A 13,312-nucleotide genomic window follows, 5' to 3' on the forward strand; every position below is an offset into this window, starting at 1 on the left:
CCTTCCCGCTTTCTTGGTCTTGCACCAGCTCCTACGGCTAATCCCGGCTTAGCTGGAACGATTTTTTGCCGATTGCAGGCAGAAGATATCTAGACCCGTTTTGAGGTGATGCGTTCCTACCCATTTTTTGTTGTTTCGTTTTCGTTACCTATGAGCCCTGCTGCTGCTGCCCAGCCGAAAGCAACCCCGGAAATCTTGATGGTGGCCACGGCGTCCGGTGAAGAGGTGCAAGTAAAGCCCAAGAAGGCTGCACCAAAGCCAAAAGCAAAAGCCACCGCCAAAGCCCCAGCTGCCTCCAAGGGAACTGCCGCTCCCAAAGCAAAGGCTGCCACCAAAGCCCCTGCTGCTTCTAAGGGAACTGCTGCTACCAAGGCAAAGGCTGCTCCAAAGGCAAAGCCGGCCGCAAGCAAATCCTCAGCTCCTAAAGCCGCGGCGGCCAAGGCCATGACTGAGGCTCCCGTCGATACCGCCGAGCTGGACGATGCCGATGATCTAGGCCCATCCGGCAGCTCTGCCGAGAAGGACGAGAAGGCTGCCAAGGCCCTCGCCAGCATCAAGGTGGGGCCTAAAGGTGTCTACACCGAAGACTCGATTCGGGTTTATCTCCAGGAGATCGGCCGTATCCGGCTGCTCCGGCCCGACGAGGAGATCGAGCTAGCCCGCAAGATCGCTGATCTGCTCCAGCTCGAGGAGATCGCAGCTCAGTTTGAGGCCGATCACGGCCGCCAGCCCGACAACAAGGAGTGGGCGGCATTGGTGGAGATGCCCTCCATCAAGTTCCGCCGGCGCCTGATGCTCGGCCGCCGAGCCAAGGAAAAGATGGTGCAGTCAAACCTGCGCCTGGTGGTTTCGATCGCCAAGAAATATATGAACCGGGGTCTGAGCTTCCAGGACCTGATTCAGGAGGGTTCCCTCGGCTTGATCCGTGCTGCCGAGAAATTTGACCACGAAAAGGGATATAAATTTTCTACCTACGCCACCTGGTGGATTCGTCAGGCGATCACCCGAGCTATCGCTGATCAGTCACGCACTATCCGCCTTCCGGTGCATCTATACGAAACCATTTCCCGGATCAAGAAGACCACCAAAACCCTCTCCCAGGAATTCGGCCGCAAGCCCACCGAAGAGGAAATTGCCGAATCGATGGAAATGACCATCGAGAAGCTGCGTTTCATCGCCAAAAGCGCCCAGCTGCCCATCTCCTTGGAGACACCGATCGGCAAAGAGGAGGATTCCCGTCTCGGTGACTTCATCGAGGCCGATATCGAAAACCCTGAGCAGGATGTGGCCAAGAACCTGCTGCGAGAGGACCTCGAGGGCGTGCTGGCCACCCTCAGCCCCAGGGAGCGTGACGTGCTGCGTCTGCGCTACGGCTTGGATGACGGCCGCATGAAGACCCTTGAAGAGATCGGCCAGATCTTTGATGTCACCAGGGAGCGCATTCGTCAAATTGAAGCCAAGGCCCTGCGCAAGCTGCGCCACCCCAACCGCAACGGCGTGCTCAAGGAGTACATCAAGTGAGTCAGGGCTTGGCATCCCTGCGGGGACTGCGCACTGCTCCATCGCTCGCCCCCGCAGCGCTCTCCGCTCTGCGGGCAGAGCTTGAGCCCCTGCTAGCTCGTTGCGACTGGTTCACGGCGGGAGTGATGGCCACTTCTGCAGCGGCTGCGGTGACCTGTCTGCGTCAGGTTGAGACGGCTCTGGGCTGGTCGCAATTGGAGCTAGATCCCGCCGGTGCAGCCCTCGATTCGATCGAGGGTCCGGTCTTCCTCAAGGCCAACCAGAACAGCGGCCGCTTTCAGGTGCGCGCTGAAACCGGTTTAGGTGAGGGCCTATTGATCAGTGGTCATTGTTCAGCAGATACGGCTGCGGAAGACACCTGGGGCCCATTGCCCCTTGATTTCTTCGGCCCTTAATCTGAGTGGCTGTGATCTGCCCCTGATGGCCAACCCCCTGCGCATCGCCTCCCGCCGCAGCCAGCTGGCCATGGTGCAAACCAATTGGGTGCGCGATGAACTGATCCAGGCCCACAGCGGCCTGGAGATCACCATCGAAGCGATGGCCACCCAGGGGGACAAGATTCTCGATGTGGCCCTTGCCAAAATCGGCGATAAAGGCCTTTTCACCAAGGAGTTAGAAGCTCAGATGCTTGTTGGACAGGCTGATATCGCCGTCCATAGCCTCAAGGATCTGCCAACCAACCTGCCCGAGGGGCTGATGCTTGGCTGCATCACCGAGCGGGAAGATCCCGCCGACGCCTTGGTGGTGCATGAACAGCACCGCGATAAGAGCCTGGCAACCCTGCCCGCCGGCGCCGTGGTGGGCACCAGTTCCCTGCGCCGTTTAGCCCAGCTGCGCCACCACTTCCCGCACCTCAGCTTCAAGGATGTGCGTGGCAACGTAATCACCCGCCTGGAGAAACTTGATGCCGGTGAATACGACTGCCTGATCCTGGCGGCCGCTGGTTTGGGAAGGCTGGGTTTGGGGGATCGCATCCACGAGCTGATCGACCCCTCCATTTCCCTCCACGCCGTTGGCCAGGGTGCCTTAGGTATTGAGTGCCGCGAGGGCGATGCCGCCGTGCTGGAGCAGATCAAGGTCTTGGAGCACCAGCCCACCGCCCGTCGCTGCCTGGCTGAGCGAGCCTTTTTGCGTGAGCTGGAGGGGGGCTGTCAGGTGCCCATCGGTGTCAACAGCCGCTTCGACGGCGATACGCTTGTATTAACGGGCATGGTGGCAAGCATCGACGGCCTGCGCCTGATCCGCGACGAGGCTTCTGGTCCCCAGGCTGACCCTGAGGCCATTGGTATCGCCCTTGCCCATGCTTTGAAGGCCCAGGGCGCAGGCGAGATCCTGGAGGAGATTTTTGAAACTGTCCGGCCCGAAGCCTGAACCAGCGCCAGCCGCAGCCAGCCCCGTTGAAGCCGAGGCACGCGCCCTTCCCTATCAATGGAATCTGCTGGCCTGGGCTGCCCTGATTGGGGTGCTCACGGGACTGGCAGTGGTGGCCTTCCACGAATTGCTGGGCTTCATCAATAACGGGCTGTTTGGACCTTTTGTGGAAGGGCTCCTAACGGTTGGTCGTAGCCAGCCGCCGGAGTTAGCACCCGAATTGCCGTTGGCGGTGGCTCCTGATGCGGGCACACCGCTGCGGGCCCTGCTCCAGGTGGGTCTCGGCGGGCTTGGCTTCCTGCCACCGCCCCCGGCCGTTCCTGAGCCGCTGCCCCTGCCGGTTTCCTCCCTGCCCGATTGGATCAGTCTTTGGCCGGTGGTTGTGGTGCCCACCCTGGGGGGCTGGGCTGTTGGTCTTTTGCGCCGCTATGGCGGTGACCTGGGCCCTGGCCTACCCAGCCTGATGGCGATGGCCGATGGCGCCGTTAGCACTCGGCCCCGCTTGCCCTTTCAGCGCCTGCTGGGTGCATCCATCAGCCTGGGCAGTGGTGCCTCCCTCGGCCCGGAGGGGCCCAGCGTTGAAAGTGGTGGCAATATCGGCCTTTGGGTGGCCCTGCGCGGCGGGCTCTCGCCCCAGAGCCAGAAAGCCCTGGTGGCCGCGGGAGTGGCCGCAGGCCTGGCGGCGGGGTTCAAGGCACCCATTGCCGGGGTGTTTTTTGCTTTTGAAGGAAGCTTCAGTGCCGTTCAGGGGCGGCCCAGCTTGAGGGCGGTGCTGGTGGCGGCGGTGGCTTCCTCGCTGGTCACCCAATTGCTGCTCGGCGACACACCGATTTTGCGGCTGCCTGCTTATGAGGTGCGCTCACCGCTGGAGTTGCCCCTGTATCTGGGTTTGGGCTTGGTGGCCAGCTTGATGTCCTGGGCCTTGGTGAGCCTGCTGGCTGCAGGCCGCAGCGAGCGGCTGCAGGCCTGGCTGGGCCAGCTGCCGCCAGGCCTGCCCACCGCCCTGGGGGGTGCCTGTGTGGGTGTGATGGCTCTGGGTTTTCCCCAGGTGCTGGGTGTCGGCTACGACACGATTGAGGCCCTGCTTGGCAGCGAGGGTGGCGTGCCCCTGCTCACCTTGCTGGTATTGCTAGGAGTCAAGCTTTTGGCCACTGGTATCAGCAATGCCACCGGCTTTGTTGGCGGTGGCTTCGCCCCATCACTATTCCTGGGAGCGGTGCTCGGCAACTGCTACGGCCAGCTGCTTGGTGACAGTGGCCTGCACCTACCGGTGGCTGAGCCTCCCGCCTACGCCATGGTGGGCATGGCCGCTGTGCTGGCCGGTAGTGCCCGGGCTCCCCTGACGGCCCTGCTGCTGCTGTTTGAGCTCACCCGTGATATTCGAATTGTGCTGCCGCTGATGGCCGCCGCCGGCCTTAGTGCTGCCTTAGTGGAGCGCTGGCAGGGCCTGGCTGATCCGGGCTTACTAGGGCCTGACCCTCAAGAGGAGCATCGCCGCCGCCAGTTGGCCGCCCTGCAGGTGGCTGAGGCTTTCGAGCCCGAAGCCCCCCTGGTGTTGGCAGCTGAGTTACCAGCCCAAAAGGCCTTGGTTCAGCTGGTGGAGGCCCACGGCCACTGTCTGGTGGTGGCGGATGGTGCTTGGGTGGTGGGGCTGGTCACCCTGGCTGATTTGCAGCGGGCCCTAAGTGCCGAGCGAGAGTTCAATGAAGACGGCTCTTTGCCGGTGCCCACCCTGCTTTCCTGTCGCCGCGGTGACTTGGTATGGCTGCCGATGTCTGCCCAGCTAGCTCAGCTGGAAGACCAGCTCAGGCCAAATGGCTTGCGCCAATTGCCGGTTTTTGATGTGCCTGCGGCGGCGGCGGCAGCGCTACCCCATGGACTTCCCAATCCCGGCTTGCCGGTTGCTTCTTTACGTGGCTTGGCCAGCCGGGATGGCATGGCCCGGGCCCTTGCACGCCAGTTCACACCCGCAGAGAATGGGGCTCAAGCTTGAGTCTGCAGCTGGCTACAGAGAGCCTGGGCTGCTGGATCAACCGCACTTAGCCGGGCCAGTATCCGCTCCAAATCCAGGGCTGAAAGCTCTCCGTCACTAGCCCACTTCAAGGTGGTGCTCACTTGGGGTTCGCAGGAGTCACTGGAGTGGGGAACCGCAGACATAGACGCAGTCGAAAGGCCTCACGCCTTGTTTTGGCCTTATAAGGTACGCCGATAACCCCAGCTTGGGGCCAAAGCTGGGGTTATCTCCAGAATATTTTCCGACAATCTGCTGGTTTCAGCGCTGCACGATTACTGGCGTACCGACTTCCACATGGTCAAATAAAGAGCGCACGTGCTCATGGAGCATGCGCACGCAACCATTGGTCACGGCTGCGCGTGATGTCACCGTCCAGGACCAAGCATTTGGCGTGCCATGGATGCCGTACTGGTTGGGTCCACTTTTCTGGAATCCAAGCCAGCGATCGCCTAAGGGACCATTTGGTCCGACGGTGGCATTGATCTTGCCGCTTTTGGTGCTCTGGTATTTGGGATTAACAACCTTGTTTTGCACCGAGAAGCGCCCTACTGGTGTGGGGGTGCTGGGATCGCCAATCGCCACTGGCCAACTACCCAGCACCTTGCCGCCTTCACGCAGGCTGATCGTGCGCTTGTCAAGCTGCAGCACGATTTCCCGGCTATTGCTTTGGGCCTGGACAGGAGTCCAGGCCGGGGCCATCGCCAGGGCTGCTGCGGCAAGCCAGAGGGGTTTGAGGTGGCTAGCCATAGAGATACGGGCTCTCAGTTCACCAGCTTGGTGTCAATGATATGGAGATAGCGCCGTTCGCACTCCTTGATGATTCGCACGGCTTCCACGGGCTCCAAGAAGCCATTGACCTTGCAGGTGCCGGGTTTTTTGAGATCTTTGTAGTGCTCCCAGTAGTACTGGGTTTCCGTGACCCACTGCTCACCAAGCTGGGTGAAGCTGGTGATGTGGTCCATGCGCTTGTCATCGGCCAACACGGCGATCACCTTGTCGTCGACCTCGCCGCCGTCGTCAAAGGTCATGATGCCGATGATCCTGGCTTCCACTAGGGATCCAGGTACTAGGGGCTCGGTGACTCCGACAATCTCGATATCGAGGGGGTCGCCGTCCTCATCCCAAGTGCGGGGGATGCAGCCGTAGGCGAAGGGGTAGGCCAGCGAGGAGTAGCCGACGCGATCCAGCTTGAGGTGGCCGGTTTCTGTGATCAGTTCGTACTTGTTGATCGTCATGGAGTTGAGCTCCACGATCGCGTTCAAGCGCAGCTTGGCTTCATCGGCGAAGGCCGGCAGCACGTGCAACAGGTTGAGCATTGTGCGGCTCGGGGCGTGGTCGATGTTCGCCATGAAGCGGAATTTGAGTGGCTAAGCAGCATCCTAAGTATCTGCCTGCAGGCGCTCCAGCTTGTTGCGCAGATAGCGAAGGAAGGCTGCCGCGCTGAGGCTCTGGCCACTCACCTGCTCCACCAGCTCTTCCGCATTGACGCTGCGGCCCAGGGGATAAACCCTGCTCGCCAGCCAGTCCCGCAGACTGCTCTCCTGACCAGCAGCGATCGCGGCCTCGATGGCACCTGGGCCACCAAGCTCCTGCTCCATGGTTTCCGCGAGTTGGGCGCTGATCAAATGGCCCAGGGCATAGCTGGGGAAATAGCCAAACAGGCCCTCGGCCCAGTGGATGTCCTGCAGACATCCCTCTGCGTCAGTCTGCGGCTGGATTCCAAGCAGCTTCTGCATCCGTTGGTTCCACTGCTGCGGCAGCTCCGCCACCGGCATGTCCTGCTCGAGCAGGGCCAGCTCCAGCTCAAAGCGCAGCACGATGTGCAAGCAGTAGCTGAGCTCGTCGGCTTCCACCCGGATTAGACCGGGCCGCAGGGGATTGAGCCCTCGCCAGAAGCCGAAGGCGCCGCCCCAGGGATCACTACCACCGCTATTGCCATCGTAGCTGCCAAATCCGGTGCAGAAGCGCGGATGCCAACGCTCGGCGAAGGCGCGGCTACGGCCCACGCGGCATTCCCAGAACAGCGACTGCGACTCGTGCACCCCCATCGAGGTGGCCTCACCCAGGGGCCAGGGGAAGTAGTGGTTGCCCGTGCGGGGCAAGCCCTGTTCATATAAGGAGTGGCCCCATTCATGGGCGGTGGCAAGGAAGGCGGAGAGGGGTTGATCCGGCACCACCCGGGTGGTGATGCGGAAGTCCTGGGGGCCCACGGTGCAGGAGAAGGGATGGGCCGAGCGGGAGCGTTGGCAGTAGGCCGGGTCGTAGCCCCAGCTGTTGAGCAGCTCGGTGCAGAGATTTTCCTGCAGGGCTTCGGGTAGCTCTGGCAGGGGGGATAGCTGGCTTGCTGCTGCCTGCTGGAGCAGGACGGGCAGCTCGGCCTGCAGTGGGGCAAACAGCTGCTGCAGCCGTTCTTTGCTGACGTCGGGCTCAAACGGCTGGGCCAGGATTTCCCAGGGGCTGCGCTGTTGGGCTTCGGCAGCGGCAAGTTGGGTCGCTTGTTCGCGGCGGAGGCCGATCAGGCTTTCCAGGGCCGGAGCAAAGATGCTGAAGTCGCTGCGGCGCCTTGCCTCCTGCCAGATGGCATTGCCGCGCGACTGGGCTTGGGCTATCTGGGCCACTAGCTGGGGATCTAGGCAGCGCTGGCGATTTAGCTCAAGCCGCAGTAGCTGCAGGTTGCGGCGCACCGCCGCCGGAGTGCTGGCTTGCAGCTCGGCTTCCGCCGCCTCGACCAGATCGGCGTAAGCAGGGCTGCTCTGGCGTTCGTGGAGCTGACTGGCCAACAGGGCCAGTTGGTCGCCACGCCATTCGGCACCGGCCGCCGGCATCACCGTGTTCTGGTCGTAATAGAGGGCACTGCTGATTGAGCCCAGCAGCTGGCTCTGGCGCAGGTGCTCCCGCAGCTGATCCAGGGGCGATGTTGCCTGCGCCATGTTGAACGTCTAATAGAGCCATCTTCTTCTGGCTTCAGGACCTGCGCGCTCAGGCTGATTGCAGTTGGGCTAGCTGATTCTCCAGACGTCGCTTGAGTCGGGTTTGAATCAGGGAGCAGAGCTCGTCTACCAAGGCGCCTTCGGCGCTCCAGATCGTGCGGACCCCATCGCGCTCGCAGCTCACTAGGCCAGCCCTCTGCAGTTGACCGAGCTGGCGGCTGATGTGGGATTGGGAGAAGCCAGTGGCTTCGATCAGTGCTGCCACATCCATGGGCCCTGCCCTGAGCTGACAAATCAACTTCAGTCGCGCCGGCTCGCTTAGCAAACGAAAAAACTGGCAGTACTCCTCCAGCAACTGGGGAGACGGCATCGAGCTGGAATAAGCCATCTATCGATTATGTCGTCAGACGCATTCTCCCGGGCACCCCCCGGACGCGACGCATTTATGCGGCTATGGTCATAACAAGCTGCAATGCCGCGATGGTTGTCGCCCCGTTTACGCCGATCTCCCTGCGGGCAGCGGCTGGAGGGGGATCCCTGCTCTTCCGCCAGCTTTTTGATGCCCAGACCGGCACCTTCACCTACTTACTAGGCGATGTGTCCATTCGCCAGGCGGTGATCATCGATTCGGTGTTTGAGCGCCATGGCCGGGATCTTGCCCTAATCCGTGAGCTGGGGCTCGAGCTGGTGGCCTCTCTGGATACCCATGTCCATGCCGACCATGTCACCGGCAGCTGGCTGCAGCTAGGCCACTGGCTGTGCAATTGGCCTAGCTGCAGCCGCTAAGGCGAAAAACGTGACCATGCTCCTGCAGCACGGGGATCGGCTGTCCTTTGGCGTTCGTTGGCTCGAGGTGCGCAGCACCCCAGGTCATACCAATGGCTGCCTCAGTTTTGTGCTCGACGATCAGTCGATGGCATTCAGTGGTGACGCCTTGCTCGTGCGGGGCTGCGGTCGCTGTGACTTTCAGCAGGGCAACCCCCATACCCTCTGGGCCTCGATTACCCAGCAACTCTTCAGCTTGCCCGACTCCTGCTTGCTCTATCCCGGCCACGACTACGAGGGCCGCACGGTCAGCTCGGTGGTTGAAGAAAAAGCTTTCAACGCCCGCCTGGGCGGTATGGCCACGGAAAGGGATTTCGTTGGTCACATGGAGTCCATGAAGTTGCCCCACCCCCACCGGATCGCCGAAGCCCTGCCGGGCAACATGCGCTCTGGCAAGCCCGTTGATCAGGACGTCACCAGCCCTGCTGCAAACCCATGTTGGGCGCCATTGCAACGCAGCTATGCAGGCCTGCCCGAACTTCACCCCGCCTGGGTGGCGTCCCACCGTGATGGCCTCACCTTGCTGGATGTGCGTTCGGCTGGGGAATTTGGCGGCCCCGACGGTCGGGTGGCGGGCAGCCTGCTGATTCCCCTGCCGGAACTGGAAGCTCGCATCTCTGAACTTCCCGCCAATCAACCGGTGGTGGTGGTCTGCCACTCCGGCAGCCGCTCGGCCCTAGCTACCCAGCAGTTGCTTAAGGCCGGCCTCAGCCAGGTGGCAAACCTCCACGGCGGCCTGGCCCGCTGGGCGGATGAGGGCTATCCGCTGCAAGGCGTCGCTTCCACCTGATCAACCTCCTTATCAGTCATGAAACCAGACCTCGATACCCGTCTCAATGCCCAGGAACTAGCCAGGCAGCTGGCTGAAAAACGGGTCAGCGTGATCGATGTGCGCGAAGCAATGGAATTCGCCGGCGGTCACATCGAAGGCAGCGTCAATGTGCCGCTGGCTCGACTCAGCCGTACCGAGCTGCCGCAAGGAGCCCTGGTGCTGGTATGCCACAGCGGTCGCCGCAGTGCCCAGGCCCTAGCCCAGTTGGTGCGGCACGGGCACACCAGCCCCCTTGCCGATCTCGATGGCGGCATCCCCAGCTGGCAGCAGGCTGGTTTGCCGCTGCGCAGGCTCAACAACGCCCCCCTGCCGCTGATGCGCCAGGTTCAGATCGCCGCTGGCTCTTTGGTGCTGCTCGGTCTGGGCCTTGGCAGCTGGGTGGCGCCGGCTTGGATTCTGCTCAGCTGGTTTGTGGGAGCCGGCCTGGTGTTTGCTGGCATCAGTGGTTTTTGTGGCATGGCCCGCCTGCTGGCCCTGATGCCCTGGAACCGGGTGTCGATTTGATGGCAGCAGCCACCTTGCTCCTGCTAACGGGTGGCGGCGCCCTGATTGGCCTGCTCCTAGCCGTGCTCGGTGCCGGGGGCTCCATCCTGCTTTTGCCCCTGCTGGTCATTGGGGCCGGCCTTCCTATTCAGGCGGCCGTACCGCTCTCTCTACTTGTGGTCAGCTTGCTGGCCCTTGGCAACATCGGCCCTTATTTGCGCCGCCGCCTGGTGGCGCCACGGGCGGCCCTGCTGCTTGGCCTGCCGGCTTTGGTGGGTAGCTGGATCGGCGGCTCCTGGGTGAAGGCTGGACTAATCCCTGAGGTTGTTCAGTTGGGGCTGTTTTCGGCGGCGGCCCTGCTGGCTTCCTGGCTGCTTTGCTGCGTTCCGGTGCCTGGTTCAGGATCGGGCGGCCGCGTCTTATCGGGGGCTACCAACAACCTGGGCTTGGCTGGCCAGGGCTTCTTGGTGGGGCTGCTCACCGGCGTAGCCGGCGTGGGTGGTGGTTTTGCGATTGTGCCGGCTTTGGTGCTCCTGGCTGGATTACCGATGCAGCTGGCCAGCGGCACCAGCTTGGTACTGATCGCCGCCAATGCGTTGGTGGCGTTGCTGGCCCTAGGTCATTGGCCCGCGGCCCACTTGCCCCTGCTGCTACCCCTGGTTGGCGGGGGAGCCATCGGCGCCCTGATCGGCCAAAACATCGCTCCCCGACTGCCGGAAGGGATGTTGCGACTGGGCTTTTCCGCTCTGCTGATTGGCTCGGCCCTGCTCACCGGCTGGGAGGCCAGCAGGCGCTTGCCCCTACCCGCTGGATTGATTTCCGGCTATCCCCCCAGGATCTCATCACACTGATTTCAGGGTCATATCCATTTTCGCGACCATCCATGCACTCCACTACAAATCATGCCCAGCGGTTGATCACTCTCTGGATTGCCTGGTTGCTGGCCATGCTGTTCCACGTGGATCTGGGCTTAATGCCCTTATTCCACGGGCAGTCACCCGAGATCAACAGCAAAATACCTCTCGGAGCATTGCCGCTGCTTTATAGCGCCATGCTCGGCTATTTTCTGCTGCCATTACTTGTAATCGTGCTGATCTCTTTCTCCGATTCCGCTATCGGTCCAGGGATTCGCTGGCGGCCGTTGAGGCGCCTGCACTTTTGGCTAAGTGTTGTTTACTCAATTACCAATACCTTACATCTTCTGGCAGATATTTTGGTGCCAGATGCACGCCTCGATCAGATCGTGCTGATGGCAGTGATGACCCTGCTTGGTTTGTTGATCAATATTGAAGGCTGGCACTGGTGGCGCCAACATGACTGAAGAAATGCCTGCTTGATTGGCCGGCTGGCTACTTTATTTTGCCTTTGTCGCAACCGTAGCTGTCTTTATATTTTGCATTAGCTGGCATGGCCGACAAACCCTGATGATAATTATTCATCCCTAAAGCTCTAGCTTTAATGAAACTAGCTTTAGACCCACTGGCAGCACTGACTTGACGGGGGGGCTGCCGCACGGCCTGGCAACTTGGAATCCAGCGACGCTTTTAGGGAACACTGGAGCGCCATTACAGAATTTGCATTAATGCCTTGTCACTAATTCACTAAACTAGCCATTTCCCGCACGCATCATCTCATATTCCTGTAGCGAAGCGTTGGCATTGAGGTGTTGATATCCGATTGCACATCCTCCGGTAGTATTGGCATAGATTTGCCTGATCGGTCCAGATACCTTCGCAGTCATGCCGAGAATTACCGTTGAGCTATCGGTGGAAGAGCATCGAGCTTTGAAACTTTTAACCATCCTCGAGGGCAAAAAACTTGGTGTCGTCTTGAAAGAGGCTATCCATTCCTACCTTTTGCAAAAGGGTGCCCACGATCTTGAGGTCAAGGGCAAGCAGTGATTTCAGCTGGGCGCTTCGGGTGTTCCCGCTGCCAGAAGATTAAGCACCTCGCGATCTTCGAGCTGGTTAAACGTTCCGTACCACATGCCCACTGATTGGAGTCGCTCCACCAGCAACAGGATTTCGAGTTGATCGACTAGCTCTCCCAGTTGGTTTGCCACCGCGCGGTCCGCCACAGGAATTGCCAATGTGATGCTGCGCGGCTCGGCCTGACGCAGGGATAGCAGGGCGGCTCGCACACTCATCCCCGTGGCAATCCCGTCATCTACCACGATCAGATGGCGATTACGCAGTTGGTTCGGGCTTGGATCGCCGAAGAGCTTTTGCCGCCGCTCTAATTCCCGCTCCTGCAGCTGGAGCCAGCCCTCGCTGAGGGCCTGCTCCTGACGCCGCACCGCTGCTTGGCCATTTCGCCATACCGCAACCTTCCCTGCCGAAATAGCGCCGATCGCGAGCTCGGGTTGCAGGGGATCGGCCACCTTTCGCACCGACCAGGTGGCCACGGGAAGCCGCAATTGCCTGCCAATGGCGACGGCTACCGGAACCCCGCCACGTGGCAAGCCAATAACTGTGCTGTCATGGTCGCGCCCCGCACTGATCTTTAGCCGCTCAGCCAGTTCCAGGCCTGCCTGATGGCGGTTGCTCCATCGAGGTGGATGCAAAATCATGTTCTGCCAGCCGCGACTAATCCGTTTTAGACCCTGGTTTTAGGCCCAGATGTAAAAGAGGGCTGTGGCCGCAGCCATAAGCAGCAAGGGAATCAGTAATGAGGCAGGAAAGCTCACCAGCGCTCCTGCTGCCAAACCCGCCACCACCACTGCGATGACCACGACAAGAATTGTCAGAAAAATGCGGCGGCTGCGCAGATTCATAATGGGGAATGGCAATCCAAATCTCTTTTAGTGCATCCGTGGATCAGAGCCGCCCTAAGCGCGTTGCTGGGCCAGGTTGCCGCACTGGCTGCTCGACTAGGCGCGGTTGCGTCTCTTCGGCTATTACAGAAAGACTTTGACGCTTAGCCATGCGCCGCATTGCTGCCTTTCCCTGTCTGTTGGCCCTTTGCACCACCACTTCCCTGCTTGCTCCCTGCGCAGCCCAAGCTGGCCAAACAGACGCCAAGGACGCGCCCACCAGTGGCACCGTTGAATACAGCTCGGACGTCTCGGAAGTGGACTCCTGCAATCAGGCCCAATACCGCATGCCAGCCAATGCAACCGCTACGGCCATGCGGCTCTCAACTGCCATCAAAGGTGAATACGCCACCTTCACCTGCCGGGTGAAGTGGAGCCTTTCGCCCTCCGCTCGGCCCACCTACCGCCCGATTTTGTTCTCCCCCTCAGCCTGACCACCATGCCTCGTCCGAACCAGCCATCTCCGCGCACCGTCAAGTTGCAGATCCTTGGCGCAGTGTTTGTGCCAATGGGATTGCTAGGCC

Annotated in this window: 17 protein-coding genes; 11 read left to right on the top strand and 6 right to left on the bottom strand. The window is 61.0% G+C overall.

The window, feature by feature from the left end; translation table 11 throughout:
- The first annotated feature begins 150 nt into the window (after nt 1-150).
- From rpoD to KBY75_RS11445, 4 genes are read left to right on the top strand one after another with little or no spacing between them, the layout of a single operon-like run.
- On the top strand, nt 151-1,521 hold the full coding sequence (gene rpoD / locus KBY75_RS11430) for an RNA polymerase sigma factor RpoD (protein ID WP_255023982.1): 1,371 nt from the start codon (nt 151-153) through the stop codon (nt 1,519-1,521).
- A gap of 8 nt (nt 1,522-1,529) precedes the next feature.
- On the top strand, nt 1,530-1,916 hold the full coding sequence (locus KBY75_RS11435) for a DUF1824 family protein (RefSeq protein WP_255023983.1): 387 nt from the start codon (nt 1,530-1,532) through the stop codon (nt 1,914-1,916).
- Between the two features lie 25 nt (nt 1,917-1,941).
- Entirely contained in the window at nt 1,942-2,892 is a 951-nt protein-coding gene (hemC, locus tag KBY75_RS11440) for a hydroxymethylbilane synthase (RefSeq protein ID WP_254937017.1), read from the top strand.
- Nucleotides 2,867-4,885 carry a chloride channel protein gene (locus tag KBY75_RS11445; RefSeq protein ID WP_254937016.1) on the top strand — a complete coding sequence of 673 codons (2,019 nt, stop codon included), beginning with the start codon at nt 2,867-2,869 and terminating at the stop codon, nt 4,883-4,885. Before hemC ends, KBY75_RS11445 begins: the two co-directional genes overlap by 26 nt.
- Before the next feature lie 279 nt (nt 4,886-5,164).
- On the opposite strand, the gene KBY75_RS11450 is transcribed toward KBY75_RS11445, so the two are convergent.
- From KBY75_RS11450 to KBY75_RS11465, 4 genes are read right to left on the bottom strand one after another with little or no spacing between them, the layout of a single operon-like run.
- On the bottom strand, nt 5,165-5,653 hold the full coding sequence (locus KBY75_RS11450; protein WP_255023984.1) for a L,D-transpeptidase: 489 nt from the start codon (nt 5,651-5,653) through the stop codon (nt 5,165-5,167).
- A 14-nt stretch (nt 5,654-5,667) separates the two neighbouring features.
- Nucleotides 5,668-6,255, bottom strand: coding sequence for an inorganic diphosphatase (locus tag KBY75_RS11455; protein ID WP_255023985.1), 588 nt, complete (start codon nt 6,253-6,255; stop codon nt 5,668-5,670).
- A 30-nt stretch (nt 6,256-6,285) separates the two neighbouring features.
- Nucleotides 6,286-7,836, bottom strand: coding sequence for a carboxypeptidase M32 (locus KBY75_RS11460; protein ID WP_255023986.1), 1,551 nt, complete (start codon nt 7,834-7,836; stop codon nt 6,286-6,288).
- Nucleotides 7,837-7,885: 49 nt separating this feature from the next.
- A complete protein-coding gene (locus tag KBY75_RS11465; RefSeq protein ID WP_255023987.1) occupies nt 7,886-8,224 on the bottom strand; it encodes a helix-turn-helix transcriptional regulator in 339 nt (112 codons plus the stop codon).
- Between the two features lie 92 nt (nt 8,225-8,316).
- Here KBY75_RS11465 and KBY75_RS15390 point away from each other — a divergent pair, with 92 nt between their 5' ends.
- The 6 genes from KBY75_RS15390 (at nt 8,317) to KBY75_RS11490 (ending at nt 11,877) form a co-directional block, all read left to right on the top strand.
- Entirely contained in the window at nt 8,317-8,622 is a 306-nt protein-coding gene (locus tag KBY75_RS15390; protein ID WP_315859085.1) for a hypothetical protein, read from the top strand.
- 16 nt (nt 8,623-8,638) lie between these two features.
- Nucleotides 8,639-9,451: a rhodanese-like domain-containing protein gene (locus KBY75_RS11470; RefSeq protein WP_315859087.1), complete on the top strand. Its 813-nt coding sequence runs from the start codon at nt 8,639-8,641 to the stop codon at nt 9,449-9,451.
- An 18-nt stretch (nt 9,452-9,469) separates the two neighbouring features.
- The gene (locus KBY75_RS11475) at nt 9,470-9,997 is read left to right on the top strand and encodes a rhodanese-like domain-containing protein (RefSeq protein ID WP_254937010.1); all 528 of its coding nucleotides are present in this window, start codon (nt 9,470-9,472) and stop codon (nt 9,995-9,997) included.
- Nucleotides 9,997-10,827: a sulfite exporter TauE/SafE family protein gene (locus KBY75_RS11480; protein WP_255023988.1), complete on the top strand. Its 831-nt coding sequence runs from the start codon at nt 9,997-9,999 to the stop codon at nt 10,825-10,827. Before KBY75_RS11475 ends, KBY75_RS11480 begins: the two co-directional genes overlap by 1 nt.
- A 62-nt stretch (nt 10,828-10,889) precedes the next feature.
- A complete protein-coding gene (locus KBY75_RS11485; protein WP_255023989.1) occupies nt 10,890-11,297 on the top strand; it encodes a hypothetical protein in 408 nt (135 codons plus the stop codon).
- Nucleotides 11,298-11,715: 418 nt separating this feature from the next.
- The gene (locus KBY75_RS11490; protein ID WP_254937007.1) at nt 11,716-11,877 is read left to right on the top strand and encodes a hypothetical protein; all 162 of its coding nucleotides are present in this window, start codon (nt 11,716-11,718) and stop codon (nt 11,875-11,877) included.
- Between the two features lie 2 nt (nt 11,878-11,879).
- Here the strand turns inward: KBY75_RS11490 and KBY75_RS11495 are convergent, their stop codons facing one another.
- Together KBY75_RS11495 and KBY75_RS11500 are read right to left on the bottom strand one after the other, a co-directional pair.
- Nucleotides 11,880-12,545: a phosphoribosyltransferase gene (locus tag KBY75_RS11495; RefSeq protein WP_255023990.1), complete on the bottom strand. Its 666-nt coding sequence runs from the start codon at nt 12,543-12,545 to the stop codon at nt 11,880-11,882.
- A 39-nt stretch (nt 12,546-12,584) separates the two neighbouring features.
- A complete protein-coding gene (locus tag KBY75_RS11500; protein WP_254937005.1) occupies nt 12,585-12,749 on the bottom strand; it encodes a hypothetical protein in 165 nt (54 codons plus the stop codon).
- A 149-nt stretch (nt 12,750-12,898) separates the two neighbouring features.
- Between KBY75_RS11500 and KBY75_RS11505 the strand changes: the two genes are divergently transcribed.
- Nucleotides 12,899-13,222, top strand: a complete 324-nt coding sequence (locus KBY75_RS11505; protein WP_254937004.1) for a hypothetical protein — start codon at nt 12,899-12,901, stop codon at nt 13,220-13,222.
- Nucleotides 13,223-13,312 lie beyond the last annotated feature (90 nt).

This window comes from Cyanobium sp. T1G-Tous (genome assembly GCF_024345455.1).
Classification (GTDB): domain Bacteria; phylum Cyanobacteriota; class Cyanobacteriia; order PCC-6307; family Cyanobiaceae; genus Cyanobium_A.

Bases quoted from the DNA above. Each gene is read 5' to 3' on its own strand.
- rpoD (WP_255023982.1), top strand. From the start codon at position 151: ATGAGCCCTGCTGCTGCTGCCCAGCCGAAAGCAACCCCGGAAATCTTG.
- hemC (WP_254937017.1), top strand. From the start codon at position 1,942: ATGGCCAACCCCCTGCGCATCGCCTCCCGCCGCAGCCAGCTGGCCATG.
- KBY75_RS11450 (WP_255023984.1), bottom strand. From the start codon at position 5,653: ATGGCTAGCCACCTCAAACCCCTCTGGCTTGCCGCAGCAGCCCTGGCG.
- KBY75_RS11455 (WP_255023985.1), bottom strand. From the start codon at position 6,255: ATGGCGAACATCGACCACGCCCCGAGCCGCACAATGCTCAACCTGTTG.
- KBY75_RS11460 (WP_255023986.1), bottom strand. From the start codon at position 7,836: ATGGCGCAGGCAACATCGCCCCTGGATCAGCTGCGGGAGCACCTGCGC.
- KBY75_RS11465 (WP_255023987.1), bottom strand. From the start codon at position 8,224: ATGGCTTATTCCAGCTCGATGCCGTCTCCCCAGTTGCTGGAGGAGTAC.
- KBY75_RS15390 (WP_315859085.1), top strand. From the start codon at position 8,317: ATGGTTGTCGCCCCGTTTACGCCGATCTCCCTGCGGGCAGCGGCTGGA.
- KBY75_RS11470 (WP_315859087.1), top strand. From the start codon at position 8,639: ATGCTCCTGCAGCACGGGGATCGGCTGTCCTTTGGCGTTCGTTGGCTC.
- KBY75_RS11475 (WP_254937010.1), top strand. From the start codon at position 9,470: ATGAAACCAGACCTCGATACCCGTCTCAATGCCCAGGAACTAGCCAGG.
- KBY75_RS11480 (WP_255023988.1), top strand. From the start codon at position 9,997: ATGGCAGCAGCCACCTTGCTCCTGCTAACGGGTGGCGGCGCCCTGATT.
- KBY75_RS11490 (WP_254937007.1), top strand. From the start codon at position 11,716: ATGCCGAGAATTACCGTTGAGCTATCGGTGGAAGAGCATCGAGCTTTG.
- KBY75_RS11495 (WP_255023990.1), bottom strand. From the start codon at position 12,545: ATGATTTTGCATCCACCTCGATGGAGCAACCGCCATCAGGCAGGCCTG.
- KBY75_RS11500 (WP_254937005.1), bottom strand. From the start codon at position 12,749: ATGAATCTGCGCAGCCGCCGCATTTTTCTGACAATTCTTGTCGTGGTC.
- KBY75_RS11505 (WP_254937004.1), top strand. From the start codon at position 12,899: ATGCGCCGCATTGCTGCCTTTCCCTGTCTGTTGGCCCTTTGCACCACC.